The 26,750-nt window shown below is 62.3% G+C and carries 23 protein-coding genes and 1 riboswitch; of the genes, 8 read left to right on the top strand and 15 right to left on the bottom strand.

Translation table 11 applies throughout. From position 1 onward, the window contains the following. Positions 1–10: 10 nt before the first annotated feature. Both D4A92_RS12070 and D4A92_RS12065 read right to left on the bottom strand, forming a co-directional pair. Positions 11–262, bottom strand: a complete 252-nt coding sequence (locus D4A92_RS12070) for an exodeoxyribonuclease VII small subunit (RefSeq protein WP_054148903.1) — start codon at positions 260–262, stop codon at positions 11–13. A 2-nt stretch (positions 263–264) separates the two neighbouring features. Then, on the bottom strand, positions 265–1,200 hold the full coding sequence (locus D4A92_RS12065) for a histone deacetylase family protein (protein ID WP_203013393.1): 936 nt from the start codon (positions 1,198–1,200) through the stop codon (positions 265–267). 178 nt (positions 1,201–1,378) lie between these two features. Between D4A92_RS12065 and D4A92_RS12060 the strand changes: the two genes are divergently transcribed. Then, positions 1,379–1,780 carry an acyl-CoA thioesterase gene (locus tag D4A92_RS12060; RefSeq protein WP_203013391.1) on the top strand — a complete coding sequence of 134 codons (402 nt, stop codon included), beginning with the start codon at positions 1,379–1,381 and terminating at the stop codon, positions 1,778–1,780. Between the two features lie 86 nt (positions 1,781–1,866). Here the strand turns inward: D4A92_RS12060 and D4A92_RS12055 are convergent, their stop codons facing one another. Then, positions 1,867–3,771: a methyl-accepting chemotaxis protein gene (locus tag D4A92_RS12055; protein WP_203013389.1), complete on the bottom strand. Its 1,905-nt coding sequence runs from the start codon at positions 3,769–3,771 to the stop codon at positions 1,867–1,869. 613 nt (positions 3,772–4,384) lie between these two features. On the opposite strand from D4A92_RS12055, the gene D4A92_RS12050 reads away from it, so the two are divergent. The 3 genes from D4A92_RS12050 to D4A92_RS12040 all read left to right on the top strand — a co-directional run bounded on the left by D4A92_RS12050 (position 4,385) and on the right by D4A92_RS12040 (position 8,170). Next, on the top strand, positions 4,385–5,215 hold the full coding sequence (locus tag D4A92_RS12050; protein WP_203013386.1) for a TlyA family RNA methyltransferase: 831 nt from the start codon (positions 4,385–4,387) through the stop codon (positions 5,213–5,215). After that, complete coding sequence (locus tag D4A92_RS12045; RefSeq protein ID WP_203013383.1) at positions 5,212–6,468, top strand: class I SAM-dependent RNA methyltransferase; 1,257 nt, start codon at positions 5,212–5,214, stop codon at positions 6,466–6,468. Before D4A92_RS12050 ends, D4A92_RS12045 begins: the two co-directional genes overlap by 4 nt. Before the next feature lie 97 nt (positions 6,469–6,565). Further along, the gene (locus D4A92_RS12040) at positions 6,566–8,170 is read left to right on the top strand and encodes a peroxidase family protein (RefSeq protein WP_203013380.1); all 1,605 of its coding nucleotides are present in this window, start codon (positions 6,566–6,568) and stop codon (positions 8,168–8,170) included. Here D4A92_RS12040 and D4A92_RS12035 read toward each other — a convergent pair. The 4 genes from D4A92_RS12035 to D4A92_RS12020 form a co-directional block, all read right to left on the bottom strand. Beyond that, positions 8,164–8,568 carry a hypothetical protein gene (locus D4A92_RS12035; protein WP_203013377.1) on the bottom strand — a complete coding sequence of 135 codons (405 nt, stop codon included), beginning with the start codon at positions 8,566–8,568 and terminating at the stop codon, positions 8,164–8,166. The genes D4A92_RS12040 and D4A92_RS12035 overlap by 7 nt on opposite strands. A 110-nt stretch (positions 8,569–8,678) precedes the next feature. Further along, positions 8,679–10,769 carry a methyl-accepting chemotaxis protein gene (locus tag D4A92_RS12030; RefSeq protein ID WP_203013376.1) on the bottom strand — a complete coding sequence of 697 codons (2,091 nt, stop codon included), beginning with the start codon at positions 10,767–10,769 and terminating at the stop codon, positions 8,679–8,681. A gap of 183 nt (positions 10,770–10,952) precedes the next feature. Continuing rightward, on the bottom strand, positions 10,953–11,714 hold the full coding sequence (locus tag D4A92_RS12025; protein WP_203013374.1) for a crotonase/enoyl-CoA hydratase family protein: 762 nt from the start codon (positions 11,712–11,714) through the stop codon (positions 10,953–10,955). A 155-nt stretch (positions 11,715–11,869) separates the two neighbouring features. Then, on the bottom strand, positions 11,870–13,648 hold the full coding sequence (locus tag D4A92_RS12020; RefSeq protein ID WP_203013372.1) for an acyl-CoA dehydrogenase: 1,779 nt from the start codon (positions 13,646–13,648) through the stop codon (positions 11,870–11,872). A gap of 403 nt (positions 13,649–14,051) precedes the next feature. Here D4A92_RS12020 and D4A92_RS12015 point away from each other — a divergent pair, with 403 nt between their 5' ends. Next, a complete protein-coding gene (locus D4A92_RS12015; RefSeq protein ID WP_203013370.1) occupies positions 14,052–15,962 on the top strand; it encodes a PhoX family protein in 1,911 nt (636 codons plus the stop codon). 111 nt (positions 15,963–16,073) lie between these two features. Here the strand turns inward: D4A92_RS12015 and minE are convergent, their stop codons facing one another. From minE to D4A92_RS11980, 7 genes are all read right to left on the bottom strand, one after another. Next, the gene (gene minE, locus D4A92_RS12010) at positions 16,074–16,334 is read right to left on the bottom strand and encodes a cell division topological specificity factor MinE (protein ID WP_006726700.1); all 261 of its coding nucleotides are present in this window, start codon (positions 16,332–16,334) and stop codon (positions 16,074–16,076) included. Beyond that, on the bottom strand, positions 16,331–17,146 hold the full coding sequence (gene minD / locus D4A92_RS12005) for a septum site-determining protein MinD (RefSeq protein WP_076392751.1): 816 nt from the start codon (positions 17,144–17,146) through the stop codon (positions 16,331–16,333). The genes minE and minD overlap by 4 nt, the downstream gene beginning before the upstream one ends. A gap of 29 nt (positions 17,147–17,175) precedes the next feature. Then, the gene (gene minC / locus D4A92_RS12000) at positions 17,176–17,946 is read right to left on the bottom strand and encodes a septum site-determining protein MinC (RefSeq protein ID WP_006726698.1); all 771 of its coding nucleotides are present in this window, start codon (positions 17,944–17,946) and stop codon (positions 17,176–17,178) included. Positions 17,947–18,133: 187 nt separating this feature from the next. Then, positions 18,134–18,616, bottom strand: a complete 483-nt coding sequence (locus D4A92_RS11995) for a BA14K family protein (RefSeq protein WP_203013368.1) — start codon at positions 18,614–18,616, stop codon at positions 18,134–18,136. Between the two features lie 207 nt (positions 18,617–18,823). Further along, entirely contained in the window at positions 18,824–19,243 is a 420-nt protein-coding gene (locus D4A92_RS11990; RefSeq protein ID WP_203013366.1) for a BA14K family protein, read from the bottom strand. Positions 19,244–19,468: 225 nt separating this feature from the next. Continuing rightward, the gene (locus D4A92_RS11985; protein WP_203013364.1) at positions 19,469–20,554 is read right to left on the bottom strand and encodes a hybrid-cluster NAD(P)-dependent oxidoreductase; all 1,086 of its coding nucleotides are present in this window, start codon (positions 20,552–20,554) and stop codon (positions 19,469–19,471) included. 1 nt (position 20,555) lies between these two features. Then, complete coding sequence (locus D4A92_RS11980; protein ID WP_203013362.1) at positions 20,556–21,800, bottom strand: aromatic ring-hydroxylating oxygenase subunit alpha; 1,245 nt, start codon at positions 21,798–21,800, stop codon at positions 20,556–20,558. A gap of 99 nt (positions 21,801–21,899) precedes the next feature. Then, positions 21,900–22,102, bottom strand: a riboswitch (cobalamin riboswitch). A gap of 303 nt (positions 22,103–22,405) precedes the next feature. Here D4A92_RS11980 and D4A92_RS11975 point away from each other — a divergent pair. Then, on the top strand, positions 22,406–23,011 hold the full coding sequence (locus D4A92_RS11975) for a DUF6656 family protein (RefSeq protein WP_203013361.1): 606 nt from the start codon (positions 22,406–22,408) through the stop codon (positions 23,009–23,011). 16 nt (positions 23,012–23,027) lie between these two features. Here the strand turns inward: D4A92_RS11975 and D4A92_RS11970 are convergent, their stop codons facing one another. Then, positions 23,028–24,107 carry a GGDEF domain-containing protein gene (locus D4A92_RS11970; RefSeq protein ID WP_203013359.1) on the bottom strand — a complete coding sequence of 360 codons (1,080 nt, stop codon included), beginning with the start codon at positions 24,105–24,107 and terminating at the stop codon, positions 23,028–23,030. Positions 24,108–24,324: 217 nt separating this feature from the next. Between D4A92_RS11970 and D4A92_RS11965 the strand changes: the two genes are divergently transcribed. Together D4A92_RS11965 and D4A92_RS11960 are read left to right on the top strand one after the other, a co-directional pair. After that, positions 24,325–25,317 carry an L-threonylcarbamoyladenylate synthase gene (locus D4A92_RS11965; protein ID WP_203013356.1) on the top strand — a complete coding sequence of 331 codons (993 nt, stop codon included), beginning with the start codon at positions 24,325–24,327 and terminating at the stop codon, positions 25,315–25,317. Continuing rightward, positions 25,314–26,750: an FAD-binding oxidoreductase gene (locus tag D4A92_RS11960; protein WP_203013353.1), complete on the top strand. Its 1,437-nt coding sequence runs from the start codon at positions 25,314–25,316 to the stop codon at positions 26,748–26,750. The genes D4A92_RS11965 and D4A92_RS11960 overlap by 4 nt, the downstream gene beginning before the upstream one ends.

The following is a 26,750-nucleotide window of genomic DNA, read 5'->3' as shown; positions in this document are numbered from 1 at the left end:
GCTGGCTTGCTCAAGCGCCGTCGAGCGGCTCGACAGCGGTCGGCTTGCCGGCGCGGTCGAGGCGGATCTTCTCGATGCGGTTTTCGGCCGCGGACAAGAGCTGCTCGCAATGCTTTTTCAGGAGCTCGCCGCGCTCGTAGATGGCGATGGATTCGTCAAGCGCCACGTCGCCGCGTTCGAGGCGCGCCACGATGCTTTCGAGCTCGGCCACGGCCTTTTCGAAGGAATAGCCGGTGAGATCGGCGGTAACGGCGTCGGACATACTCAACCCTTCATCAGTCTTAAGATGTGCAGGCCGGCCGATTCGGCCAGACCTTCGAGATCATAGCCGCCTTCGAGCAGGCTGACGACCCGGTTATGGGCGAAACGGTCGGCGACTTCCAGGAGCCTTCCCGTCGCCCAGTCGAAATCCTCGCCGACGAGATTGATCTGGGCCAGCGGATCGCGGTGATGGGCGTCGAAGCCGGCGGAGATCAGAATGAAGTCGGGCGAGAAATCGTTGAGAGCCGGCAGAACGCGGCTCTTGAAGGCCTCGCGGAAATGGTCCGAGCCGACATTCGGCGAGAGCGGCGCGTTGACGATGTTGCGATGCTGGCCCGTCTCGTCCTTCGCTCCGGTATAGGGATAAAGCGGCATCTGATGGGTCGAGCAGAACAACACCGACGGATCGTCCCAGAAGATATCCTGCGTGCCGTTTCCGTGGTGAACGTCCCAGTCGACGATTGCAACGCGTTCTACGCCATAGGCCTTCTGCACATGGCGGGCGGCGATTGCCACCGTGTTGAACAGGCAGAAGCCCATGGCCTTCGACTTTTCCGCATGGTGGCCCGGTGGGCGGCCGGCGACGAAGGCGTTGTCGGCCTTACCGGTCATCACGTCGTCGACGGCCGAGATCGCGCCGCCGATTGCGGTCAGCGCCACCTGCAGGCTCTTCTGCGAGGCATAGGTGTCGGCCTCCAGCTGGTTGATGCGATCGTCCTCTTCCGGGATCTCGCGCATGACAGCGAAGAGATGCTCCTCGGGATGGGCGAGCGTGACCATATCCTCGTTGGCCTGTGTCGCCTCGATCCGCTCGAGCCGGGCGAAGTTCGGATGTTCCAGCGCGATGTTGAGCGAGCGCAGCCGGTCGGCCCGTTCGGGGTGGCCTTCCGGTGTGTTGTGTTCGAGGAAAATCGGGTTCTCGTAGAGGCGGGTGGCCATGGGCATCCTTCCGGGGTTGTGCAGAAGATAATGCGACCGCCCGCCATCTTCCACCTCATATCGGGGTTTTACCCAGTCCATGCGGGTGGCATGCCGGTGTCTGCCTCGCTCGGTGCTTGTGAAGCCCGTCCCTATGCCGTTAGATGCCTCTAACACAGAAACGCATCGGGGGATCTGCATGGACGAAACGGAACGGTTGGAGGTGAGCGCGCTGGTTGTCGCCTATCGCGACATTGCTCCGACCGGTGAAATGCAGGCTGCTGCCTATGTCATCCATGCCGAAGAGGCGGTGCGCCACTTCTGGCGCTATCGCCCACCGCTCGAAGACGAGCCGCATTACAGCCCGACCAAGTTCGAGGTCCGCCTACATCAGCCGCTCAGAGCCGAGGACCAAGTGCGCATGACCGTGCAGGTCGACAAGATCGGCGGCAAATCTGTTGGGTTTGAAGTCGCGATGGAGAAGGACGGACAGACCGTGGCCGAGGTCGACATCACCTGGACGGCCAGGCAGCCGGAGACCGGCGAACCAATCGCCCTGCCCGAAGAGATCCGCGACTGGCTGTATCGCTACTTGCCCTGAGCGCGGACCTTAGCACCTGAAACGACAAACGCCCCTGCCGGTCATTCCGGCAGGGGCGTCCGCATTTCAGACGAAGCGTGGTGCGATCAGAACTCGCTCCACTCTTCCTTGACGGCAAGATTGCCCTGGACCGCAGGTGCCCGGCGTACCGGTGCCTGCACGGCTGCGGGGCGACGCTCCACCTGGGCCGGAGCCGTGGCCCGACCCGACAGCGTGAACTGGCTGACGAGGGAGCGCAGGCGGGTGGATTCCTGAGCCAGTGCCGCAGAGGCTGCCGTCGACTGTTCGACCATGGCCGCGTTCTGCTGCGTGGTCTGGTCCATCTGGTTGACGGCAGTATTGACCTCAGCGAGACCGGTCGACTGTTCGCGGGCGGAGGTGGCAATCGCATCCATCAGCTGGTTGATCTGCGAGACATAGTCGCCGATCGCCTTCAACGCCACGCCGGTATCACGCACCAGCTTGACGCCGTTGTCGACCTCGGTCGAGGAGTTCTGGATCAACCCCTTGATCTCCTTGGCCGCACTGGCCGAGCGCTGGGCGAGCTCGCGGACTTCCTGGGCGACGACCGCAAAGCCCTTGCCGGCTTCACCGGCACGCGCGGCTTCGACACCGGCGTTCAAGGCGAGCAGGTTGGTCTGGAAGGCGATCTCGTCGATCACGCCGATGATATTGGAGATCTGCTGCGAACTCTCCTCGATGCGGCGCATAGCTTCGACCGCATTGGACACGACCTCAGCCGACTTCGCGGCATCCTGGTTTGCGAGGATCGCCACGGTGCGGGCTTCATCTGTACGCTTGGACGAGGTCGAGACGTTGACGGTGATCTCGTCGAGGGCGGCAGCGGTCTGCTCGAGTGCCGCAGCCTGTTGCTCCGTGCGCTTGGAGAGATCGTTGGCGCCGGAGGAAATCTCGCGGGTGCCGTTGTCGATGTTCTCGACCGACTGCATGACCGATGAGAGAGTCGAGCCAAGCTGCTTGAGGGAGGCGTTGAAATCCTCGCGCAGCGCTTCGTATTCGGCCGAAAAAGCTTCGTCGAGCTGGAAAGAGACATCTCCGTCCGCCAGGCGCTTCAAACCGGCGCCGAGCGTGGCGGTCGCAAAACGCAGTTTTTCGGCTTCCTGCTCCATGCGCTTCTGGTTCGCGCGTCGCGTCGCCTCTGTTTCCCCTCGGCTGGCTTCCGCCTGCTGCTCAAGCTCGCGTGCGGCAATCGCATTCTGGCGGAAGACTTCCACGGCCTCGGCCATCTGGCCAACCTCGTCGTGACGACCGATGCCCGGCACTGTGATCGTGGTGTCGCCGTTAGCGAGGTTGCGCATTGCGCCTGCCATGCCGAGAAGCGGGGTGACAAGCGTCTTCTGCAAGAGGATCAGGATTGCGATGACTGCCACAACTGTCGCTGCGGCTCCCTCAATGAGTGTCCAGCGCGCTTGGTCTGCGGCTTCTGCGGCATCGCGAGCCCGCTTCTCGAGGAGACCGGACTCGTCAGCCGCGATCTCCGCTGCTTTCGTGCGGATACCATCCATCCACTTCTTGCCAGCTCCGCCAATTTCCATGGCGCGGGCCTGTTCGACCGTGGCCGGATCCGCCATCAGCGCGATTTCCTTTTCGGCAACCTCAGTCACCCATCCCTTCACCAGCACATCCAGCTCAGCGAAACGCTTTTGCTGCGTTGCATTGTCCGACGTCAGCTGAACTGCCTTATCGAAGGCTTCCTGGTAGTTCTTCGATCCGGCCTTGTACGGCTCCAGAAAGCCCTCATCACCGGACAAGAGGTAGCCGCGGACGCCCGTCTCGCGATCGACCATGGCAGCGACGATCGCATCGACCCGGTCCAATACCTCATAGGTATGGACCGTCCAGCCATTGGAGGTTTGTTGGTATGCCAGAGACGACCAGCTCATGATGTTGACGATGACGCTGATTGCAATGACGAGCCCGAAGGCCGCTATCATCTTCGTCAACGTGCCGAGGTTATTCAGGAATTTCATGGAGTTTTCCACACGAGGTTGGGCAATCAGCTTACGGGACCGCAGGCTGTCGAGAGAGTTTACAAACAGATCGAACTTGAGGCGTTGGAAGAGCGCAAGGCACCGCTGATCATGTGTAGGACGACACAGCGAATCCGCGCCTCTCGCCTAACCTGATCAATCTTGCCCTCAGCCCGGTTCACTCACGCGAACGTGTCGTCAAGTTAGCTTCCACATATTAATGAACGTCTAAATCATGCGAGTTTTTGTCATCACCTTGAAACGATTGCTCAATATATTTGATAATCGTCAACTTTGATTTGCGAAGGCTGCCACGATCCGCCCCCCAAAACAAATGAAGCCCCCCGGGCCCGAAACCGGGGGGCTTCTATTCCTGCCGGCCAGAAGGAGGAGGAGGGCCTGCAGTCTTGTGTCGGAGCACGCTGCTTGGGAGGGAGGATCGCATCGCGCCGGCCACTGAACATTAGAATCAATTGCTTAAAGCATCGCTAATAAAACCTTGAATGGATCATCGGGCGAAAATCGCAACTCCTTGCCGGCGCCACCAATGCGGCAGGAGGGGATCGCGCGAAAAAGACTTGCGCGGCGGCGCATCTCACCGCATTGACGGGGCATGAAGAAGCTCCCAGAACCCCAGCGCCTCGACCAGCTCCTGGTCGCCCTCGGCCTTTTCGCCAGCCGCTCCCGCTCCCGTGACGCCATCCAGCGCGGCACGGTGAAGGTGGACGGCAAGGTGGTGGCGAAGCCCAGCCTCGTCTTTGCCGCCACGCACCAGTTCGATATCGACGATCCGGCACAGGATTACGTCTCGCGCGCGGCGCTCAAACTCGAGGCTGCGCTCGACCATTTCAACCTCTCGCCCGAGGGCTGCCACTGTCTTGACGTCGGCGCATCCACCGGTGGGTTTACGGAAGTGCTGTTGAAGCGGGGCGCGGCGCATGTGACGGCGATCGATGTCGGCCACGACCAGCTGCATCCGCGACTGGCAAGCGACCCGCGCGTGACCAATCTGGAGGGATTGAATGCGCGTTACCTGGAGCCTGAGGATTACGACGATCAGCCTTTCGACTTTCTCGTCTCCGACGTTTCCTTCATTTCGCTGAAGCTGGCGCTGGCGCCCGCCCTCGATCAGGCCGAGCCGGGCGCGCATTGCCTGCTTCTGGTCAAGCCGCAATTCGAGGCGGGCCGTGAAGCGATCAGCAAGGCGGGCCTTCTGAAGGAACCGGAAACGGCGCCTCTAGTGGCCGCCGAACTGGAACGCTGGCTTGCGGAAGACATGGGGTGGACGAGCCTCGGCCTCATCCCCTCCCCGATATCAGGCGGCGATGGCAACGAGGAATTCCTGCTTGCCGGTGTTAAGCCGCTCGGCGCCGATCACGACGAGGATGGCGGCGACAGCGAGGACATGGACCTCGGGGACGACATCGAAGGAGACGAGGCATGAGCGCGCAAACCGTCACGATCTCGAGCCTCGGCGCCAAGGGCGATGGGGTTGCGCATGGCGCAGACGGTCCGGTGTTTGTGCCCTTCGCGCTGCCCGGCGAGACCGTCTCGATCGCAAAGGTGAAGAACGAGGGCACGATCATGTCGATCACCAGCCCCTCGCCCGATCGCGTTCAGCCGCCTTGCAAGCATTTCGGTCCCGATGGCGTCGGTGGTGTGTGCGGCGGCTGTTCGCTGCAGCATATGGCAAAACCCGCCTACAATGCCTTCAAGCGGCAGATTCTGATCGACGCCCTGAAGTCAAAGGGGATCGAGGCTCCCGTGGGCGAGATCTTCGAGGCACATCCGCATCAGCGCCGGCGCCTGGTCTTTACCGCAAGGCGGCGTGAACAGGGCCTGGTCATGGGCTTCATGCAGGCGGAGACGCATCATGTCGTGCCGGTCGAGGAATGTCCCATCGCGTCGGACGGGCTGATCTCCCGGCTGGACGCGATCAAGACCATCGCCAATGCCTGTGGTGCCGAGCATTTCCGCGTCACCGTGACCGAGACCACCACCGGCCTCGACATTTCGCTCGACGGGCTGCGTGGCGGGCTCGGCGACCAGGAACGGCGGGCGGTCACCAATGCCGTCCTCAGGCTCAAGAACATTGCCCGCGTCTCGGCCAATGGCGAGATCATCATCGAGCCGCACAAGCCGCTGCTGGATTTCGCCGGTGCTCGCGTCGTGCTGCCGCCGGGTGGATTCACCCAGGCGACGCATGAGGCGGAAGAGCATATGGCGGCGCTTGCGATTGCCCATATCGGTAAGGCGAAGAAAGTCGTCGATCTGTTTTCCGGCGTCGGCACCTTCGCGCTGCGGCTTGCCCGCGCTTCCTCCGTGCTCGCGGTGGAGTCCGACGAGAAGGCCGTAAAGTCTCTCGACTTTGCCGCCCGCAACACGCAGGGGCTGAAACCGGTGACCGTCGAGCGGCGTGACCTCTTCCGCAGGCCGCTGATGACATCCGAGTTCAAGACGTTCGACGCCGTCGTCTTCGATCCGCCACGGGCGGGTGCCGAGGCCCAGTGTGCGGAACTGGCGAAAAGCCAGGTGAAGAAGGTGGTCGCGATCAGCTGCAACCCGCTGACGCTTGCCCGCGACCTCTCGATCCTGATCGCTGGCGGCTACCGGGTCGACGAGGTGACGCCGATCGACCAGTTCCTCTGGTCGCCGCATGTCGAGGCGGTTGCAACGCTCAGCAAGAACAAGACTTAAATGCACCTTTTGGTTGCGTGTGATTTGTTGCGCCACTCCGGATAATCATCTCTGATCACGTCATCCAGAAAATGACGTGATCAGAGGGGGAATGACGATGTCTGAAGTCGCAGCCCACGGACATGGCGTTCGTGGCATGAGCCGTGAATCCCTGCAGGCGCTTGCCGGCAATGCCGATCCCGGGAAGTTCGGCAAAATGTTTCCGCGTCTCGCGCCGCTACATGCCGAGGATGATGCGCTTTTTGAGCTCGCGAAGGCCATGCGCGACGAGAAGGGGGCGGAGGGCGATCATCCCAATTTGCCGGCCGGCTATACCTATCTCGGCCAGTTCGTCGATCACGACATTACGCTCGACACGACCCCGCTCGACAAGCAGCGCGCCGATCCGTTGGCCACACAGAACTTCCGCACGCCGGCGCTGGACCTCGATTCCCTGTATGGGGATGGGCCGGGCCTGCACCCATATCTCTATGCCAAGGAGGGTGTCCGGAAGCTGCCGGGGCCGAAATTCCTAATCGGCAAGGCACAGGTTTCCGACGCACTTCCCCGACGAGACGGGGGACCAGATAGGAAGATCCCCGAGCTCGACAACGACCTACCGCGCAATGCCCATGGCCGCGCCCTGATCTTTGACGAGCGCAATGACGAAAACCTGCTGGTGGCGCAGTTCCACTTGCTGATGCTGAAGTTCCATAACGCAGTGGTGGATCATCTCAAGAAGACGACGACCGGCCTGAAAGATCCGGAGCTGTTCGCGGAGGCACGACTGATCGTCACCTGGCACTATCAATGGATCGTGCTGTTCGATTTCGTCGAACGCCTGACCGAGCCTGGGCTGATCCGCAGGATCAAGCATGAGGGACGGCGCTTCTATCGTTTCCGCAGCCGGCCCTATATGCCGGCCGAATTTGCGGCCGCCGCCTACCGGCTGGGGCATTCGATGGTCCGGGAGACCTACAGCCACAACGCCGTTTTCCGTCCCGGCGGCCTTGCCGACGGTACACTCGAATTCATGTTCAACTTCACGGGCAAATCCGGTCTGATCGCAGGAGACCTTGCGCCGGAGACCCCTCCCTCACCGCTTGGGCCGCATCATACGCTGCCATCCAACTGGGTGATCGACTGGCGTCGCTTCTTCGATCTGGAAACACCTCCTGAAGACAATTTCACGCTCAACCATGCCCGCCGCCTGGATCCCCTGATCGTGCCGGCCCTGCATACTCTGCCCGATCATCCCGAAGACATGACGACGATTGCCGCGCGGCAGTTCGTCCTGCCCTTCCGCAACCTCAGGCGCGGTTCACAAATCGGCCTGCCATCGGGCCAAGATGTTGCCCGCGCCATGGGTTTCGAGCCGCTCAGCGACACCCAGCTTTCCCAAGGTAGAGACGGCGACGCTGCCGCAAAGCACGGCTTCCACAAGGCGACACCGCTCTGGTACTACATCCTGAAGGAAGCCGAGCAGTTGCATGACGGGCTGAGGCTCGGACCGGTCGGCTCGACAATCGTCGCCGAGACCTTTCTCGGGCTGATCCACGGAGACGACAACTCGTTTCTCGGACGGAGAACCAACTGGACGCCGCACCTACCGTCCAAGACGCCAGGGCATTTCACCATGGCGGACCTGATCACCTTCGTCGGCGACATCAATCCGGTCGGCGACGGCGTCGGGGTGGTGCTCGAGGAAAAGCCCGCTCAGTAGGTCAGAAGCGTGCCGGATCCCGTCACATTTGCGCAACGGCACCGGCCACCGACGCGGCCCGGGTTGGCCGGGCAGGACACCTGCCCGCCACCGCCGATGCTGCCGGACTGGTCGATGACGCAGATATAACGCTGTGGGCGGGCCGGCCGGGTCTGGCGAGGGGTATTCTGGCTCTCGCTGATCGCGCCGTCGGCATCATTGACCAGCACGAGAGGGAGCGAAGGGCTTATGGCCATTTCGGCTGAAGCCGGCGCGACGATGAAAAGCAGGCTGAGTGCGACACAAAACAAACGCAACATGAGAACCTCGGCAAGACGGGTAGCAGCTGACAGCTGGATTTCGCAGATGACGACCTTCGGGCCGTCGCGGACAAGATCCGAACGGTCGAGCGCCGACATGGTTGCAGAGATTAGAGCCAAACACTGAACACAGGCTGAACCCTCGCAACCATTAACGAAAAACGGCGCCGCAGGGGCGCCGTTCATTCTGTAGACTACGGGTCGCCCGATCAGGCGGCGCGACGCTGACCGGACGATGTGCTTGTCGAGCGCTCATCAATGCGGAACTGGTTGAGCAGAGCCGTGAGCGCTGCCGCTTCCTGGGCAAGGCCGTGGCTGGCTGCCGTCTGTTCCTCGACCATGGCGGCGTTCTGCTGGGTGCCCTGGTCCATGGTGTTCACAGCCGTGTTGATCTCCTGCAGGCCGGTCGACTGTTCGCGCGAGGCGGTCACGATGGCGTTGACGTGGCCATTGATCTCCTGGACCTCGCGGACGATGACGTCGAGCGCCTTGCCGGTCTCGTTGACCAGATCGACGCCAACCTTGACCTGGTCGCCGGAGGCGCTGATCAGGGCCTTAATCTCCTTCGCAGCATTCGCGGAGCGCTGAGCAAGTTCGCGGACTTCCTGAGCAACGACGGCGAAGCCCTTGCCGGCTTCACCGGCGCGTGCGGCCTCAACCCCGGCATTCAAGGCGAGCAGGTTTGTCTGGAAGGCGATCTCGTCGATCACGCCGATGATGTTGGAGATCTCGCCCGAAGACTTCTCGATGCCCTGCATGGCACCGACGGCCTTTTCGACGATCTCGCCGGACTTTTCGGCACCGGCGCGGGCGCGGGTGACCAACTGGCCGACTTCTTCGGCGCGGCGGGCGCTGTCCTTGACCGTGGTGGTGATTTCCTCAAGTGCTGCTGCCGTCTCTTCGACTGAGGCGGCCTGCTGCTCGGTGCGGCGGGCGAGGTTGTCGGCAGAGGAGCGGATTTCGGCTGCACCGCCGTCGATAGCACGGGCATTACGGCCGACAGTGGCGAGCGCGTCATGCAGCTTCTCGACGGAAGCATTGAAGTCGACGCGCAGACGGTCGAGGTCACCGGCGAACGGGGTCTCGATGCGCGAGACGAGGTCGCCATTGGCGAGGCGGCCGAGACCGTCGGCCAAGGAGTGGACCGCAAAGGAAACCTGTTCGGCTTCACGGGCCTTGGCGGCTTCGCGTTCGCGGCGTTCCTGTTCGGTCATGGTGCGGGTTTCATCGGCTTCGCGGGCGAGGCGTCCGCGCTCGATGATGTTGTCGCGGAAGACGGCGACGGCTGCGGCCATCTGGCCGATTTCGTCGGTGCGGGCCGTGCCCGGAATTTCAGCCGATACGTCACCGCCGGCAAGCTTGCCCATGACACCGGTCATATCGACAACGGGGCGGACGACAAGGCGCGACAGGAGGGCTGCAAGGATGCCAATCATGGCGACCACGCCGACCAGCGTGGCGACGGCAGCCGCCGTGCGGAACTCGCCGATCGCAGCGAATGCGAGATCGCGATCGATCTGCACGCCGAGATACCAGTCTTCGCGCGGCAGACCCTTGATCGGCAGGAAGGAGACGAGGACATTGGTATCGGCGAAGGTGGTTTCGGTGATGCCTGAGCCGATGGCCGGCGTATTTGCCGGGAAGGCGTCCTTCAGCGTCTTGGTGACGAGGTTGCCGTCACGATGCACGAGGATCGTGCCGTCCTGCTTGACGAGGAAGGCCGAACCCTTGCCGCCCATGTCGACCGAGTTGACCATGTCGACAAGCGAAGTCAGTGAGAAGTCAGAAGCCGCCACGCCATAGAGCTTGCCGTCCTTCTTGACCGGAATGGCGGCGCTGATGATCAGATTGCCGGTCGAAGCGTCGGCGTAAGGGTCTGTCAGCACCATCTTGTCGGCCTTGACCGCGTCCTGGTACCACGGGCGCTTGCGCGGATCGTAGCCCTCCGGCAGCGGCTGGTTGGGAACGCTGGTAAAGACGCCTTGTTCATCGCCGACATAGGTCGACATGAATTCGCGGATCAGCACGGGGTTGTCGAAGGCTGCGGTGATGGCAGCGGCATCAGGCGCCTTGGCTGCCGCATTGCCCGCCAGTTCCGTCAGCATGACGCGCGCGCCGAGCCAGTTGGCAATGCTCTGAGACGCCTGGAGACCGGAACTGTCGATCTCACTCTTGACCGCGGCACTCGTCGCATTGCGCTGAAGGCTGTCGATATAGAAAGAGAAACCGGTAAGGGCGGCCACGACCACGAGGGAAGCGACCACCAGGATCTTCGTCATCAGATTGGAACTGGTCTTCACGATACGGTCCTGCAAAAACTCTCCGCGCAACTTCGGCGCGAGGACGTCATGGGGCATTGTGTGTTTACGACACCATCATGGTGAGGAGACGGGGAAATCACCGCCTCTCCATGTTTAGCCTGCAGGATTTAATGGGTAATTAAGAAGAACCGAAAGAGCTCGTAAGCTCTACGTACGGGCCTTTCATCCGCGTCCTTTCATGAAGGCTTCAAAGGCAGCGCGGGCCTCGGCGCTTTTCAGCTGCGCGACGAAGTGAACGAGCTCTTCCTGCATGCGGGAGCGGACCTCGTCGGGGCTGCCCTTGACCAGCGCCCGGGCGATCTTCATCGCGGCCGGCGGCTTGGAGGCGAGCGAGGACGCGATCTTCAGGGTCTCCGTCTCGACCTGATCCGGTGAGACCACCTTCCAGATGAGACCAGCCTCGCGAGCCTGTTCGGCGGAGAAGCCTTCGCTGGCCGCCAGCATTGCAAAGGCGCGCTGGTGACCCATGACGCGCGGGGCGATCAGGCTTGAGGCGGCTTCCGGGACGAGCGCCAGATCGACGAAGGGGGTCTTGAACAGGCTACGATCGGAGGCAACGGTCAGGTCGCAATGCATGTGCAGCGTCGTGCCGATGCCGATTGCCAGACCATCGACGCCGGAGACCAGAGGCTTGGTGACTTCGGTGAGGGCCTTGAGAAGGCCAAAGGCTGCGGGTTCGCCGACGGCGCCGGCCATGGCGAAACCGAGAAAGTCGGCCATGTCATTGCCAGCGGAGAAACATCCCTCGGTGCCCAGGAAGACGATGGCGCGGATCGTGTCGTCCTGCTCGCCCTCCAGCAGACCTGCGGTGAGCTTCTGGTACATGGCCTGCGTGATGGCATTCTTCTTGTCCGGGCGGTTGAAGCGCAGGACGAGGACGCCGGGATGGGCTTCCGGGCGGGTGATCTCAATGTGGTCGGTCATCTCGGCTTCCTCGGGTGGTCCCCACCCTCCCCTTGAGGGGGAGGGTCGGAGCGCAGCTCCGGGATGGGGTAATCAACGACATATGCTGGACTTGGCGGAGTCACCCCCACCCGCCGCCTTGCGGCGACCTCCCCCCTCAAGGGGGAGGTGTGAGATCAGGCAAACAGTGCGCGTGCCGCTTCCAGGCTCGCTGCACCGTTGACGACGCGGTCCTTCAGCGCTGCGGTCTCGGCGATCAGGTTTTCGGCGGCGAAGCGGCAGAGCGCCAGGCGGTTGTCGCGGCCGTGGTCCTCATCGGCAAGGGCGCCCTTGGCGAGATAGACGCCGGTCAGGACAAGGCCAAAAAGACGCTGATAGGGTGTGGCACCCGCGAGTGCTGCGGAGGCATTGCCGGCGGCCATCTGCGAAAGCAGCCATTCGGTGGCGTCTTCGAGGTCGACCAGGCTCGCGTCGAGGCGATCAGCGGTCTCGCCGAAGCCGTCGAGATTGGAGCCGCGCACCGCATTCACGATCTGCTTCAGCTCGGTGATGTAGCCCCTGATATGATTGCCGTTGGAGAGCGGCAGCTTGCGGGTGACGAGGTCGGCGGCCTGAATGCCGTTGGTGCCTTCGTAGATCGGGGCAATGCGGCTGTCGCGCCAGAAGCGGGCAGCCCCGGTTTCCTCAATGAAGCCCATGCCGCCATGGGTCTGGATGCCAAGCGAGGCGACGTCAACGCCGGCATCGGTTGCAAAGGATTTGGCAATCGGGGTCAGCAGAGCTGCGCGCTCGGCCCAATGGCGGGCTTCGTCACCATCCGCGTGATGGCTCATGTCGGTGGCGTGGGCGCAGACATAGCAGATGGCGCGCGAGCCTTGGGTCAGCGCCTTCATGGTCACCAGCATGCGCGCGACATCGGGATGTTCGATGATCGGCGACATGCCCTGGCCGGTCCAGCCTGGCGCCTTCCCTTGCGTGCGGTCCTTGGCGTATTGCACGGCCTTCTGGGTGGCGGCTTCGCAGATGGCGACACCCTGCATGCCGACCGCGAGGCGGGCATTGTTCATCATGGTGAACATGCAGGCGAGGCCCTTGTTCTCCTCGCCGATCAGATAGCCGATCGCGCCGGCTTCATCGCCATATTTGCCGTCGCCATAGATCATAGTGCAGGTCGGCGAGCCGTGGATGCCGACCTTGTGCTCCAGCGAATGACAATGCAGGTCGTTGCGGGCGCCGATCGAGCCGTCGTCGTTGACGAGATACTTGGGCACGAGGAAGAGCGAGATGCCGCGCGTGCCGGCGGGGGCATCGGGAAGACGCGCGAGAACCAGATGGATGATGTTCTCGGTGATCTCGTGTTCGCCCCAGGTGATGTAGATCTTCTGGCCGAAGATGCGGTAGGTGCCGTCATCGCGGCGCTCGGCGCGGGATTTCATGACGCCGAGGTCAGAGCCGGCATGCGGCTCGGTCAGGTTCATGGTGCCGGTCCATTCGCCGGAGACCATCTTGGGCAGGTATTTAGCCTTCAGGTCCTCAGAGCCGTGGGCGGTGACGGCGTCGACCGCACCCATGGTCAGCGTCGGCCCGAGCGCGAAGCCCATGGAGCCGGAGTTCCACATTTCCAAGGCCGCGACGTTGAGCATATGGGGAAGCCCCTGCCCGCCGAAATCTTCCGCCGCGGTCAGGGAGTTCCAGCCGCCTTCGGCCCAGGCGCGGTAGAGATTGTCCCAGCCATCGGGCACCACGACCTTGCCGTCGACCATGCGGGCGCCCTGCCTGTCGCCGATTTCGGCGAGCGGTGCGACTTCGTCACTGGCGAAACGGCCGGCTTCGGAGAGGATGGCATCAACGAGGTCGTCGCTCAGCTCGCCCAGCTTGCCGTCTTCGATAGACTTGGTGAGGCCAGCGACGTGCTTCAGGGTGAACGCGATCTCTTCTACGGGCGCCTTGTACATGACGTGCTCCTCCATCTGGCGTATGCTTCATGCCACGCCCAGACTCCCACCCAGGAGGCGCGGCTCATTCTCACTTCTGGCTAATTGATTTTTACGTAAACGTCAAATCTTTTGCATGCGACAGGAGGCCTCGTTCCCGGTGCCATGCAGGTGAATGTCGAGGTGAAGATTACCGCCGCAATATAGATGCGTGAGCGGTCAGACGCCTCGCTTCGGGAGAGAACGGCAGCCTCCAAAGCAAACCCAAGATGCGCCAATGACTTAAAACGACGACCGGCGGGGCCTTCGCGGGAATACCTAATTGAGAGTTCTCACAACTATCGGCCTGCCCCGCTTTCGTCACATCACTGTTACCCGCGCTGACTAGTCGGAGGGTGGACTTCAACCAATAGGAGGCTCTGCCATGACCGACACCAACACCAATCATCTTTCCTGGGACGAGTGGGACGAGCTGCACAATCCGCCGCCGGCCGTGACCGACTTCGACCGCGTCGTCGAACGCGCCATCTCTCGCCGCGGTTTTCTTAGCGTGCTGGCCATGGGTTCGGCTGCGGTTGCCATGGGCTCCGTCGGCAACCTGATGAGCTCGACCTCGGCCCAGGCGCAGGAAGCCGCCTCGCGCTTCGCCTTCAAGCCGATCGACATTGCGACCGACAACACCATCCATGTGCCGGAAGGCTACAACTGGAAGCCGCTCGCCCGTTGGGGTGAGCCGCTGTTCTCCACGGCTTCCGACATCGATCCGATGAAGGGTGTGTCGCTGGAGAATTCCGACAAGGTCTTCGGTGAAAACACCGACGGTATGGAACTCTTCGTCATCGGCGGTGCCCAGGTGATTGCCGTCAACCACGAATACGTCAACAACGAAACGAACCTGCCGCACGCGCCGGAAGGCATGCCGCAGTCGCTCGACGACGTGAAGATCCTGCAGAACATGCAGGGCGTCACCGTCATGGAAGTGGCCGAAGGCGAAAATGGCTGGGCGATCGTCGTCGACAGCAAGTTCAACCGCCGCATCCACCACAACACGCCGATGAAGCTTTCGGGTCCGGCTGCCGGCTCCGAGCTCGTCAAGACGGCTGCCGATCCCGCTGGTGTCGACTGTCTCGGGACCTTCAACAACTGCGGCGCCGGCAAGACGCCGTGGGGCACCTACCTCACCTGCGAAGAGAACTTCAACGGCTACTTCGGCTCGACCAATGCCGAGTTCGAAATGCCTGAGGACTACAAGCGCTACGGCATCGTCGCCGAGACCCGCTACGGCTACGAGAAGTTCGACGAGCGCTTCGACGTTTCGAAGAACCCGAACGAGCCGCGCCGCGCCGGTTACGTGGTCGAGATCGATCCGTCGGACGCCTCCTCGACGCCGATCAAGCGCACGGCACTTGGCCGCATCAAGCATGAAAACGCTGCCGTCGTCATCGCACGCGATGGTCGCGTGGTTGTCTATATGGGCGACGACGAGCGTGGCGAGTTCCTCTACAAGTTCGTCTCCAACGGGATCTATGTGCCGGGTGGCGACACCTCCAAGCTGCTCGACGAAGGCACGCTCCACGTCGCCAAGTTCTCCGACGAAGGCACGGGCGAGTGGCTGGCTCTCACCGAAGAAACCACCGGCATGAAGGCGGACGAGATCGCCGTGTTCACCCGTCAGGCGGCCTCCAAGGTTGGTGCCACCACCATGGACCGCCCGGAATGGGTTGCGGTCAATCCGGTTGCGGTCGAAGCCTATTGCTGCCTGACCAACAACAGCCGTCGCGGCGAAGTCAAGGACGGCAAGCTGCGCACCAATGCCGGCGGCGACGAGATGGCCGTCAACGCGGCCAATCCGCGTGAGAAGAACGAATACGGCCAGATCGTTCGCTGGTATCCGGCCAATGACGACCACACCGATTCGACCTTCAGCTGGGACCTGTTCGCCATGGCCGGCAATCCGGCCGTGCACAAGGATGGCGCTTATGCCGGCTCGTCGAACATCAACGAAGGCAACATGTTCAACTCGCCCGATGGCATGATGTTCGATTCGACCGGTCTCGTCTGGATTCAGACCGACGGCGAAGACTCGAACGAAGGCGAGTTCGCTGGTCAGGGCAACAACCAGATGCTCGCCGGCGATCCGGTCACCGGTCGCATCGAGCGTTTCATGACCGGCCCGAAGGGCTCGGAAGTTACCGGCCTCACCTGGTCTGCCGACAAGCGGACCATGTTTGCCGGCATCCAGCATCCCGACGCGCCCTTCCCGGACGGAGAAGGCAAGCTGCCGCGCTCGACGATCGTGGCGATCAAGCGCGACGACAACGCTCTCGTGGGCTGACGGTTCGGTCGGCAGGGCGGATGTGATCTGCCCTGCCCTCACTCCAAACGAAGAAGGCCGCCGACCGGGGATACCGGCGGCGGCCTTTCTCGTGTGTGGAGACCTGATCGATCAGGCGGCGAGGCGCTGGGCGTTGCGCGGGATCTCGACATCGATCTCCAGGATCGAGACGTCTTCGTCGCGGTCCATCTTGATCTGCACCTTGTCACGGTCGAATTCGACATGCTTGGCGATCACGGCGAGAATTTCCTCGCGCAGGATGGCCACCAGATCGCTTTCGAGCGAGGCGCGCTCATGGGCGAGCAGAACCTGCAGGCGTTCCCGCGCCATTGGTGCGGACCGCTGTTTGCGGAACAGAGAGAAAATGCTCATGCGGCCCTCCGCGCGAAGATCTTGTCGAGGAAGCCGCGCTTCTCGCCAGGAATGGTGATTGGAACATTCTCGCCGGCCAGACGACGGGCAGCGTCGAAATAGGCCATGGCCGGCGCGCTGCGGGCGTCGGCAAGCGTGACCGGGGCGCCGATGTTCGAAGCGCGCAGGACGTCCATGCTTTCCGGAATGATGCCGAGCAGCGGGATCGACAGGATCTCGAGCACGTCATCGACCTTCAGCATGTCGCCGCGCTGGGCGCGATTGGCGTCGTAGCGCGTCAGCAGAAGATGCTTCTCCATGCGCTCGCCGCGCTCGGCCTTCAGCGTCTTGGAATCGAGCAGACCGATGATGCGGTCCGAGTCGCGTACCGAGGAGACTTCCGGATTGGTGACGACGACGGCCATGTCGGCATGGCGCATGGCAAGCGTTGCACCACGTTCGATGCCGGCCGGGCTGTCGCAGATGATCCAGTCGAAATACTTCTTCAGCTCGTTGATGACCTGCTCGACGCCTTCGGCGGTCAGGTTGTCCTTGTCGCGGGTCTGCGAGGCCGGCAGCAGGAAGAGCGTTTCCAGCCGCTTGTCGCGGATGAGAGCCTGGGGCAGCTTGGCGTCGCCCTGGATCACATTGACGAGATCGTAGACGACGCGGCGCTCGGCACCCATCACCAGATCGAGATTGCGAAGGCCTACGTCGAAATCGACGACGACGACCTTTTCATTGCGCTGTGCCAGCGCTGCACCGAGAGCGGCCGTCGAGGTGGTCTTGCCGACCCCGCCCTTGCCGGATGTCACGACTATCACCTTGCCCATGTGGTTCTCCTGTCTATCCCCGCTCAAGTTCACGTCATTCTCTCTGTCATGATTGCATCCCCCTCCAGCCAAAGCTGGACAGGATGCCCCTTCAATTCTGGATCCATATCGTCGGTCATCGCGTAGACGCCGTCGATCGCAACCAGCTCGGATTCGAACTTACGACAGAAGATCCTTGCGTCGGCATTGCCAACGCATCCGGCGAGCGCTCTGCCGCGCAGCGCACCGTAGATATGGACGGAGCCACCGGCGATCACTTCGGCACCCGACTGAACCGAACCGATGACCGTGACATCGCCCTGGGTATAGATGACCGACTGACCAGAGCGGATGGTTTCGCGCACGATCATCGACGGGGCCGAGACCGGGCTCTGCTGCACCACGACCTGGGGGGCTGCCTGCCCTGCATGCTCGCGTGCGGCCTCTTCCGTGCCGGTGGCCTTCTCCGATTCGCCCGCCTCGTTGCGTGGTACCTCGTAGTCGGCGGCCGGCTTGCCGCCCTTGAGCTGCGGCGGCATGCCGGGCTCAACCAGCGAGGGGCGGCCGCCTTCGATGCCCATGATCGAGACATTGCGCGCCGCGAGTTCGGCGATCAGTGCTTTCAATTGCGGACGGTCGATCTCGATGTCGGACACGTCGAGCACGACGGGGCGACCGAGGAAGAACCCGGCCGAGCGGGCCGCGAGATCATCGAGACGGACGAGCCAGTCGTCGAATGGCGGATCCGGCGTCAGTACGACGGCCAGGAAGGATCTACCCTTGATGCGGATGGAGCGAGGTTCGGTTAGCACTTTGGTCATCTATGTAAACAAATCGTTGACGAAAGAAGTACGGCCGATTTGGTTAACAAATGGTTAACGCGGCGAATTTGCCGTTAGGAAACAGACGGATCGGAATGTAAAAAAGCCGCCCGCGGCGAGCACCGGGGCGGCTTGATGTTAACCCTTTCCGGCTCCTTGTGGGAGCCGGAGCAGTGGGCCCTGTCGATCAATAATAGGGCGACAGGCACTGCTGACGGGGGCCGTTATACGGCTGGAAGGTGTTCGAGCGGCTATCGTAGGAGCGGTAGCGGGCATTGCACCAGTCGTAGTGGCGCGGGTTGAGACCGGCTGCGCGTGGCGCGACGGGGGCCGGACGCGGCTGGGCAATCGCGCCGCCGATGATCGCACCGGCCGCAAAGGCTGCGAGCGGATACCAGTAACCGTTGTGGTAACGGTAGCCGGCGCGGCGCTCACGATAGCCACGATGGCCATTGTAGTAGCGGGCGCGCTCGTAGCGATCGATGCGACGGTCGACACGGCGGTCATAACGACGATCGTAGCGATCTCGGTACTGAACATTGGTGGCATCTGTGGTGGACGCGATCGACGCGACCGGGCGGATGACCTGGGCCTGGGCCGGGATCATGCCTGTAATTGCCATGATGGACGCGAGTGCTGCCACGGCGGTCGTCTTCAATGCAGTCTTCATGATGCTTCTCCCTGCATGTTTATCAGGGTCGACCGAAACGGACGGTTACGCCCGGTCCTCGACCTTGAGACATAAGTTAGTGAGGCGAGCCTGAACTCAGGATTAACACCGTGTTCATGCTTCGCGTTCCGCGCGCAACGGTCCAGCGACCGTTCTCGCGCACAAGTGCCCGTCAACGGAGGGAGAGGCCAATTGTTCCCGAACGGCTCAGTAATAGGGTGACAGGCAGGTCCGGCGCGGCCCGTGATACGGCTGGAAGCTGTTGCTGCGCCAGTGATAGGAGCGGTAGCGTTCGGCGCACCAGCTGTAGTGCTTCGGGTTGATGCCCGCACTATATTGCACGACGTGGCGGCGCGGCACCGGCCTGTCGACAATCACGCCGGCTCGCATAGAGCGCGGCGAGAACCAGAGCCCGTTGCGATAGACATAGCCCGGCCGATGCAGCCGGTGCCCATGGCCACGATAGACGTGGTGGCGCGAGTAGACTGTCACGCGCTCGTAGTGACGGTAGCTGGTATGGCTTTGATAGATGCGGACTTCGATGCCGCCGGCGCGGACGTCGGTCCCGGATGTCATGACCCCGGCCAAAGCCAGGCATGCGACGGCGAAAGCAGAGACAAGCTTCATGCGTGATCCCCCTTGACCCGGAGACACCGTCGACCAGCCGGCCTTCATGGCCGAGGCCAGATCCGATCGCATGTGGCGATCGCAAGCCTCCATCAGAGGATGCTAAACCGCAAGGGCCTGCGCTGCAAGGGGTTAAGGGATGGCGAGACCCCGCAGAAAGGCAGGAGGGCGAGCCCACTCCGGACCCGCCCTCGCTTCACGGTCAATTGATGTCTTGTCCGACGCTTAGGCTTCGATCTCAATATCGCCCTTCGGCCGCGAACAGCAGGCGAGGATGTAGCCCTCGTCGATCTCGTCATCGAGGATGCCGCCATTGTGGTCCATCTCGACTTCGCCCGAGAGCTTCATGACCTTGCAGGTGCCGCAAAGGCCAGATTCGCAGGCAGCGCCGATGCGGACACCGGCGGCGCGGGCCGCCTGCAGAACCGTATGACCGGGAGCGCAGAGGCCGTCCTTGCCCGACATGGCGAAGGTGACCTTGGTGGCCTGCTCGCCATCGGCATGGTCAGCGACCACGACCAAGGGCTCGGACTTGACCGGCTGGAAGGCCTCCTCATGATACTGCTTCATGTCGAAGCCTGCCCCTTCCAGCGCCTCGCGCACGGTCGCCATGAAGGGGGCCGGACCGCAGCAGAAGACGGTACGCTCGAGGAAATCTGGGGCGAGTAGCGCGATCTTCGCCTTGTCGATGCGGCCCTTCAGGCCAGACCAGAGCTGGCCGCGCCCCAGTTGCTCAATGATGAAGCCGAGCTGGAAGTTCGGCATATCACGTGCCTTGGCCTCCAGCTCCCAGCGGAAGATGATATCGTCGGGCGAACGAGCACAGTTGAGGAAGGTGATGTCGCTGTCGGGCGCACGGTCGCTCAGATCACGGGTCATCGACATCATCGGCGTGATGCCGGAGCCGGCCGAAATGAACAGATACTTTTTGCCCGGATACTTGGCATAGGAGAAGTCGCCGAGCGGGCCGAAGGCCTTCAGCGCCATGCCGGGCTTCAGATTGTCGAGCATCCAGCGGGTGCCGATGCTCTCCTTCTGCGCCTTGACAGTCACGGCCACAGTATAGGGACGCGAGGGGCTGGAGGAGAGCGTGTAGGTGCGCATGACCGGCTCTGGCCCGACGGGGATCTCGAGCGTCACGAACTGGCCGGGCAGATAACGGAACCAGAGGCCCGGCTTGTTCGGCTTGAAGGTGAAGGTCATCACGTCGGCAGCTTCCGGCGTGACGGCGACGCATTCCAAGAGATGCTCTCGGTCGGACCAGGGGCGCATCTCATCGACATGGCGATACTGGGTGACGGCGATGTTCATCTCACGCCACCACGGACAGGCGGGCCTTGTCGCCCTGCAGGCGGCCCATCATGAAGTTGGAATACCATTCGACGAACTGCATGACGCCACCTTCGTGATCGACGGAATAGGGACCGGGCTCATAGGCCGGCGAGCGGATACCAAAGGCGTTCTCTTCAACGATCGAGCGGTCCTGGTCGTTGGTCATGTTCCAGACATGGGTCAGCTCTTCCAAGTCGTAATCGACGCCTTCGACCGCATCCTTGTTGACCAGCCAGGTGGTGGTGACGGCGGTTTCCTCCGCCGAGATCGGCAGGACGCGGAAGGAGATCGCGTGGTCGCCGAGAATGTGGTTCCAGGTCGTCGGATAGTGGAAGAGCAGCATGGTGCCGATATGGCTGATCGGCACATCGGCGGAGAGCGGCTTCTTCACGGCGCGCTTGCCGGACATGGTGTAGCTCTCGGCATCCTCTATCAGCGGCATGCGGGCGGTGCGGAACTGGCCCGACGGGTCCATGTTGAACGTGGACGGCAGGCCTGCGGCTTCGCAGCGCGCCCAGTGCTCGGAAATGAACGGATCATCGCCTGCACCCTGGACGCCGGTTGCAGTCGGGGCTTCCGGATAGGTACGGCAGAGCTCCGGATGGTTGCCGGCGCAGTGGTAGCATTCGCGGTTGTTTTCCCAGACGAGCTTCCAGTTGCCCTTTTCGATGATCGTGTTCTTGTGGGCGACCTTGGCTTCCCAGAGGCGATGCGGTCGGAGATAAGGCTCGATGGAAGCGCGGACGGGCGCGAAATCGGCAGGCTCATTGGCGAGGCAGACGAAGATGTAGCCGCCGACGCTTTCGCAATGCAAGGTCTTCAGGCCGAATTCGGCCTTGTCGAAAGTCTCGCCCATCTGGCGGGCGAAGACCAGCGAACCGTCAAGGTCATAGGTCCAGTTGTGATAAGGGCAGACGAGCTTCGCCGCAGCGCCCTTGTCCTTGGTGCAGACGCGGTGGCCGCGGTGGCGACAGGTGTTGTGGAAGGCCCGGATGACCTGATCCTTGCCGCGCACGATGACGACGGGATAGTCGCCGATCTGGGCGGTGAAATAGTTGCCGGCGCGCGGGATCTCGCAGTCATGGCCGATGAACAGCCAGTCGCGATACCAGATCATCTCCATGTCGAGCTTGAAATAGTCCTGGTCGATGTAGAATGGTTGCTCAAGGGAGAAACCCTCGCGGCGGTTCTTCAGCTGGCGCAGCACGTTGGCCTGCAGGTCCATGTCGTCCTCGTGTTTCAAAAATTCGGGGGAGAAGAGAGCACAGCGCCCGCCTTAAGAAGGCGGTGTGCATGGCTATCTCCGGTCGCCCTCCGCAACCTCAAATGTCCGTCTGCCGAGGCTGGTTTCCGGGCTCAGGAGTGGTCCATTTGCGGACCGCGTCGGCGCCTTCCCAGGGTTGCCCCCAGTGGCCTTGTGCCAAAACGCATTCTCCACCACCGTTGCGGGGGCAGCGCCGGATTTTGACCGGCTTCCCGATTTCCCACCCTCCCTAGCAGGGCAGCACCTCGAGCTTGCCTGCATCTAATCACAGGGCGCAGGGCTGCGCTGCATTGCGGAACGACACGGCCCAAATCGTTTGCGACATCGCACAGATGGCGATCTAGGGGAGAGATTTCGGGAATTTCCCATTGTTTTCCGAAGGGTGTGGCGGCGGCATCTTTCCGGCCGCTGAAATCATGGCGCAAACGGGCGATTCAAGGCCATTCTCCGGAATTGCACTGCGGCAAGCCTCGCGAAATCTCGCCGATGTAGAATACCATCAAATCATGATTAACCATGCTGCGTTAAGCTCAAGCAATCAGTCCGGGTACCGTCAGAGCGTCAAGATGCAGAAACTCAGATACTACGCGGCTCCGAAAGCGGAAACGAAGCCGCCGTCGCCATCCAAGGCCGTCCATACCGAATTCCTTCGAACCGGACGGATTTCGCGCAGCCGCGAGGATTGGCTGCCGGACGAACGCCGGTATCTGACCTACGAGGAAGTGGCTGCGCGTACCGGGCGCCGGCTCGAGCGGGCCGCCGAGACGACGCATGAGCGGATCAACGCCTTCCATCGCTCGATCAAGTTTCCCAAGGTCATTTTCCACCGCACGCTAAACAACAGCCCGCATCTGGGCTACTGTCACGTGACGGCGGCGCGCACGAACTTCGCGCAGTATGCCGATGTCAAATGGGCCTTCTACATCGCCAACTTCTTTGCCGAACTCGGTGGCGAAGAGGTGTTCTTCGAGCAGATCAAGCAGAATTACGGACGAATGTATTTCGCCGTGGCGATCAAGCCGGAAGCAGAGGCCAAGTCGATGACCATCGACCGTTCAGTCCGCGACAACGGGCTGCTGTTCCAGACCGTGGATCCGAAAGAGGCGCTGCGAAACGTGCTGATGCTCGGCGCACGAGACGCCGAGCTCAGGAAGATCATCGCAAAACTTTGAAAGTGGACTTCGACGCTCAGGCGCCGAAACCGCCGACCGGCTTCTTCTTGTAGAGCAGCCAATCCTTCGAGACATAATCGCTTGCACCGTAGATCGTCACGGTATCGCCGCCGGCTGCCTTGGATGTGGCGAGCGCCTTTTCGGCGAAGTTGGTGAAGTCGAAGGCGTTCGGGGCCTGTTCGGAATAGCAGATGCCAAAGGACATGCCGAGTTGGCCCATGCGCGCACCCGTCGACGAGCCGACGAAATTGGTGGCCTTGAGCTTGGCGCGGACGAGTTCGACGACGCGGCTGATCTCTTCCTGGTCGGACGTGTAGAGCAGCAGACCAAAGCGGCCTGCATCGAAGCGGCAGGCGAGATCGCCACCGCCGGAGACGGCTTCCAGCACCTTGGCGACCTGCATCAGGAACCGCTCGGCGACCGCCGGGCCCATCTGCTCCTGGATTCGGGCATAGTCGTCGATCTCGCCGATCGCGACGCCGCAGAGCACCGGCATTTCCGGGTTGACGTAGATCTTGGCAACGGCCTTGTTGAAGGCGCGGCGGGAGGCAAGGCGGGTAACCGGATCGACGAACTTCGCGGCTTCGGCCTCTTCGGCCTCGCGCTGGAGGTCGGCGAGCGATGCCGTCTTGTCGACCACCGCGCGCACGACATTGCTGTTCTGGTGGGCGCGCTTTTCGGTCGCGGCCTTCAGCATCTTGATCGACTGGCCGAGCGGCGTGCCTTCGAGATCGGCTTCAGTCAGGATGGTCTTGGAGGCATGGCCGATGACGCGGCCGTAATCGGTGAGCGAAATCTTCTCTTCGTTCAGCAGGCTGATGAAATTGCTCATCTCGGCGCGAACCTGGCCATTCTGGCGGCTCAGAAGCCCGTCTTCATGGTGATGCGGCAGATATTTACGGCCGAGTTCGTCGAGGGCTTCCTGGGTCTTCACCTTGCCGAGCGCGATGAACTCACGCACCAGTTCGGGATTGCTGCCTGAATAGGCCTCATAGACCAGCTCGTAATTGCGCGGCAGACCGTCGATGCCCATCTGATGCATGGCGGTCGCGACACGAAGCGCAATGCTGGCGGCCGGATTCTTGACTTGCTGCATCTGTCCATTTCCCCGAGTGAGGCTTTCCGTCTCTTATCTGGACCATAGGCGAACAATTCTTTCTTTCAGTTACGTCGGTAGTTAAAATTCGAACGATTTCGCCTCCCCCTTTAAAAATTAGGGTGGAAACTGCCCCTGGCTGCGCTGAAAAAGAGGTTTGCCGCCTCGTTCCGCACGCGATAAGGACGATCGCAGGCAGACTGGAAGGCTCTCGAAAATGGCGCGGATCATCCCGATCGCTCACGACACGGACAAGGCGGAGGCAATTTCGGCAGCGACCGAGGTGCTTCTGCGGCATCTTCCGGTGGCGATCCCCACCGAGACCGTCTACGGGCTTGCAGCCGACGCAACCCATCCGACTGCCATTACGTCCATTTACGAGACCAAGGGGCGGCCGCGCTTCAATCCGCTGATCTGCCACATGGCGGATCTCGCCATGGCGGAACGCTACGCCGTGTTCGACCCGATCTCGCGCAAGCTGGCCGAGGCCTTCTGGCCAGGGCCTTTGACGCTGGTTCTGCCGCTTAACGAACATTCCGGCATTCATCCGCTTGCGACCGCCGGGCTCGACACGGTCGGCATACGCGTCCCGGTCGGATTTACGGCAGAGCTCATCCGCAGTCTCGGCCGACCGCTTGCGGCTCCGAGCGCCAATTCCTCCGGGCGGATCAGCCCGACGACAGCAGAGCATGTGGACGCCGATCTCGGCCAGAAGATCGAGGTGATCGTCGATGGCGGCCCCTGCCCTGTCGGCGTGGAATCGACGATCGTGAAGGTGGAGGACAGCGAGATCCGATTGCTCCGACCGGGCGGCATCGCCGTCGAAGCGATCGAGTCCGTCACCGGCAAGCAGGTCGTTCGTCCCAAGGCTACGGGAACGGCAGCGATCGAGGCGCCGGGCATGCTCGCTTCGCATTATGCACCCAATGCTGCCGTGCGGCTGAATGCGACAGAGGTGTCCCATAGGGAAGCCTTGATCGCCTTTGGTCCCGGCGACATATCCGGCGCGGCGGCCGCGCATGCGGTTTTCAACCTGAGCCCGACGGCAGACCTTACCGAGGCGGCCAGCAATCTCTTCGACTATCTGAAGCGCGCGGATGCGAGCGGGGCTGCGGGTATTGCCGTCATGCAAATCCCCGACGAGGGTTTGGGCGAGGCGATCAATGACCGGCTGATGCGGGCGGCAGCACCGCGTGGCACGGAGGGATGACAAGCATGAATGTGACCATGAGCCTTGCGGACCGGCTGCGCGCCTTCGTCGATATCGTCGGCGAGGCCAATGCGTTGACCGCGACTGCTGATATCAAACCCTATCTGACGGAGAACCGGGGCCTCTATCACGGCGCCTCGCCGCTGGTGCTGAAGCCGGGCTCGACCCAGGAGGTTTCAGCCATCCTCAAGCTCGCCTCCGAGACGGGCACATCGATCGTGCCGGTCAGCGGCCGCACGGGCCTTGTCGGCGGACAGGTGCCGCGCGAGGACGGGCAGGACGTTCTGCTCTCCCTCGAGCGGATGAACAGGATCCGGGAAGTCGATCCGGTCGCCGACGTGATCGTCGCCGATGGCGGCGCCATACTTGCCGACGTGCAGAAGGCGGCCGAGGCGCATGACCGGCTGTTCCCGCTGTCGCTCGGCTCGGAAGGCTCCTGCCGGATCGGCGGCAATCTCGCGACCAATGCCGGAGGCACGGCCGTGCTTGCCTATGGCAATATGCGCCAGCTCTGCCTCGGGCTCGAAGTCGTGCTGCCGACGGGCGAGATCTGGGATGGCCTTAGGCGCCTGAAGAAGGACAATAGCGGTTACGACCTGCGCGACCTCTTCATCGGCGCGGAGGGCACGCTGGGTGTGATCACAGGCGCAGTGCTGAAGATGGTGCCGCGTCCGCGCGGGCGACAGGTGGCCTATGTCGGGCTCGCCTCGCCGGAAGCCGCCCTCAAGCTGTTCGAAAAGGCCTCGCAGCGCTGCGGCTCGGCGCTCACAGGCTTCGAGCTGATGCCGAGGATCGGCATCGAATTCACCACGAAGCATATTGCCGGCGTGCGCGACCCGCTCACCTCGGTTCATCCCTGGTATGCGCTTGTCGACATCTCGACATCGGATTCGGCCGAGTCTGCAGATACGATGATGCATGAGCTTTTGGCAGAAGCGCATGAGATAGGTCTCGTGTCGGATGCAGCGATCGCCAGTTCACTCGCCCAGCAGAAGGCCTTCTGGCATCTGCGCGAAAGCATGTCCGAGGCCCAGCGGCCGGAGGGCGGATCGATCAAGCATGACGTATCCGTGCCTGTCTCGAGCATTCCGGCCTTCCTCGCGGAAGCGGATGCCGCCGTGCATGCGCTGATGCCGGATGCCCGTATCTGTGCCTTCGGCCATCTCGGCGACGGCAATATCCATTACAACATCAGCCAGCCCGTCGGCGCCGACAAGGCGGCCTTTATCGCCCGCTGGCGCGAAGTGAATGCCGTCGTACATGCGGTCGTGCACAAGCATACGGGCTCGATTTCGGCGGAGCATGGCGTGGGTCAGCTGAAGCGCGACGAATTGGCTGCGAGCCGACCGGCGATCGAAACCGAGCTGATGCGGCGCATCAAGCAGGCCTTCGACCCCGCCGGTATCATGAACCCCGGCAAGGTGATCGGCTGA

This window comes from Rhizobium rosettiformans (assembly GCF_016806065.1).
In the GTDB taxonomy this organism is placed as follows: domain Bacteria; phylum Pseudomonadota; class Alphaproteobacteria; order Rhizobiales; family Rhizobiaceae; genus Allorhizobium.
The sequence above is the reverse complement of the archived record's forward strand: the minus strand, read 5'-3'. Positions and strand labels throughout refer to the sequence as shown.

Bases quoted from the DNA above. Each gene is read 5' to 3' on its own strand.
- D4A92_RS11990 (WP_203013366.1), bottom strand. From the start codon at position 19,243: ATGAAGCTTGTCTCTGCTTTCGCCGTCGCATGCCTGGCTTTGGCCGGG.
- D4A92_RS12040 (WP_203013380.1), top strand. From the start codon at position 6,566: ATGTCTGAAGTCGCAGCCCACGGACATGGCGTTCGTGGCATGAGCCGT.
- D4A92_RS12065 (WP_203013393.1), bottom strand. From the start codon at position 1,200: ATGGCCACCCGCCTCTACGAGAACCCGATTTTCCTCGAACACAACACA.
- D4A92_RS12055 (WP_203013389.1), bottom strand. From the start codon at position 3,771: ATGAAATTCCTGAATAACCTCGGCACGTTGACGAAGATGATAGCGGCC.
- D4A92_RS11975 (WP_203013361.1), top strand. From the start codon at position 22,406: ATGCAGAAACTCAGATACTACGCGGCTCCGAAAGCGGAAACGAAGCCG.
- D4A92_RS11965 (WP_203013356.1), top strand. From the start codon at position 24,325: ATGGCGCGGATCATCCCGATCGCTCACGACACGGACAAGGCGGAGGCA.
- D4A92_RS11970 (WP_203013359.1), bottom strand. From the start codon at position 24,107: ATGCAGCAAGTCAAGAATCCGGCCGCCAGCATTGCGCTTCGTGTCGCG.
- D4A92_RS11960 (WP_203013353.1), top strand. From the start codon at position 25,314: ATGACAAGCATGAATGTGACCATGAGCCTTGCGGACCGGCTGCGCGCC.
- D4A92_RS12045 (WP_203013383.1), top strand. From the start codon at position 5,212: ATGAGCGCGCAAACCGTCACGATCTCGAGCCTCGGCGCCAAGGGCGAT.
- minE (WP_006726700.1), bottom strand. From the start codon at position 16,334: ATGAGCATTTTCTCTCTGTTCCGCAAACAGCGGTCCGCACCAATGGCG.
- minC (WP_006726698.1), bottom strand. From the start codon at position 17,946: ATGACCAAAGTGCTAACCGAACCTCGCTCCATCCGCATCAAGGGTAGA.
- minD (WP_076392751.1), bottom strand. From the start codon at position 17,146: ATGGGCAAGGTGATAGTCGTGACATCCGGCAAGGGCGGGGTCGGCAAG.
- D4A92_RS12070 (WP_054148903.1), bottom strand. From the start codon at position 262: ATGTCCGACGCCGTTACCGCCGATCTCACCGGCTATTCCTTCGAAAAG.
- D4A92_RS12050 (WP_203013386.1), top strand. From the start codon at position 4,385: ATGAAGAAGCTCCCAGAACCCCAGCGCCTCGACCAGCTCCTGGTCGCC.
- D4A92_RS12060 (WP_203013391.1), top strand. From the start codon at position 1,379: ATGGACGAAACGGAACGGTTGGAGGTGAGCGCGCTGGTTGTCGCCTAT.
- D4A92_RS11995 (WP_203013368.1), bottom strand. From the start codon at position 18,616: ATGAAGACTGCATTGAAGACGACCGCCGTGGCAGCACTCGCGTCCATC.
- D4A92_RS12035 (WP_203013377.1), bottom strand. From the start codon at position 8,568: ATGTCGGCGCTCGACCGTTCGGATCTTGTCCGCGACGGCCCGAAGGTC.
- D4A92_RS12015 (WP_203013370.1), top strand. From the start codon at position 14,052: ATGACCGACACCAACACCAATCATCTTTCCTGGGACGAGTGGGACGAG.
- D4A92_RS12020 (WP_203013372.1), bottom strand. From the start codon at position 13,648: ATGTACAAGGCGCCCGTAGAAGAGATCGCGTTCACCCTGAAGCACGTC.
- D4A92_RS11980 (WP_203013362.1), bottom strand. From the start codon at position 21,800: ATGGACCTGCAGGCCAACGTGCTGCGCCAGCTGAAGAACCGCCGCGAG.
- D4A92_RS11985 (WP_203013364.1), bottom strand. From the start codon at position 20,554: ATGAACATCGCCGTCACCCAGTATCGCCATGTCGATGAGATGCGCCCC.
- D4A92_RS12025 (WP_203013374.1), bottom strand. From the start codon at position 11,714: ATGACCGACCACATTGAGATCACCCGCCCGGAAGCCCATCCCGGCGTC.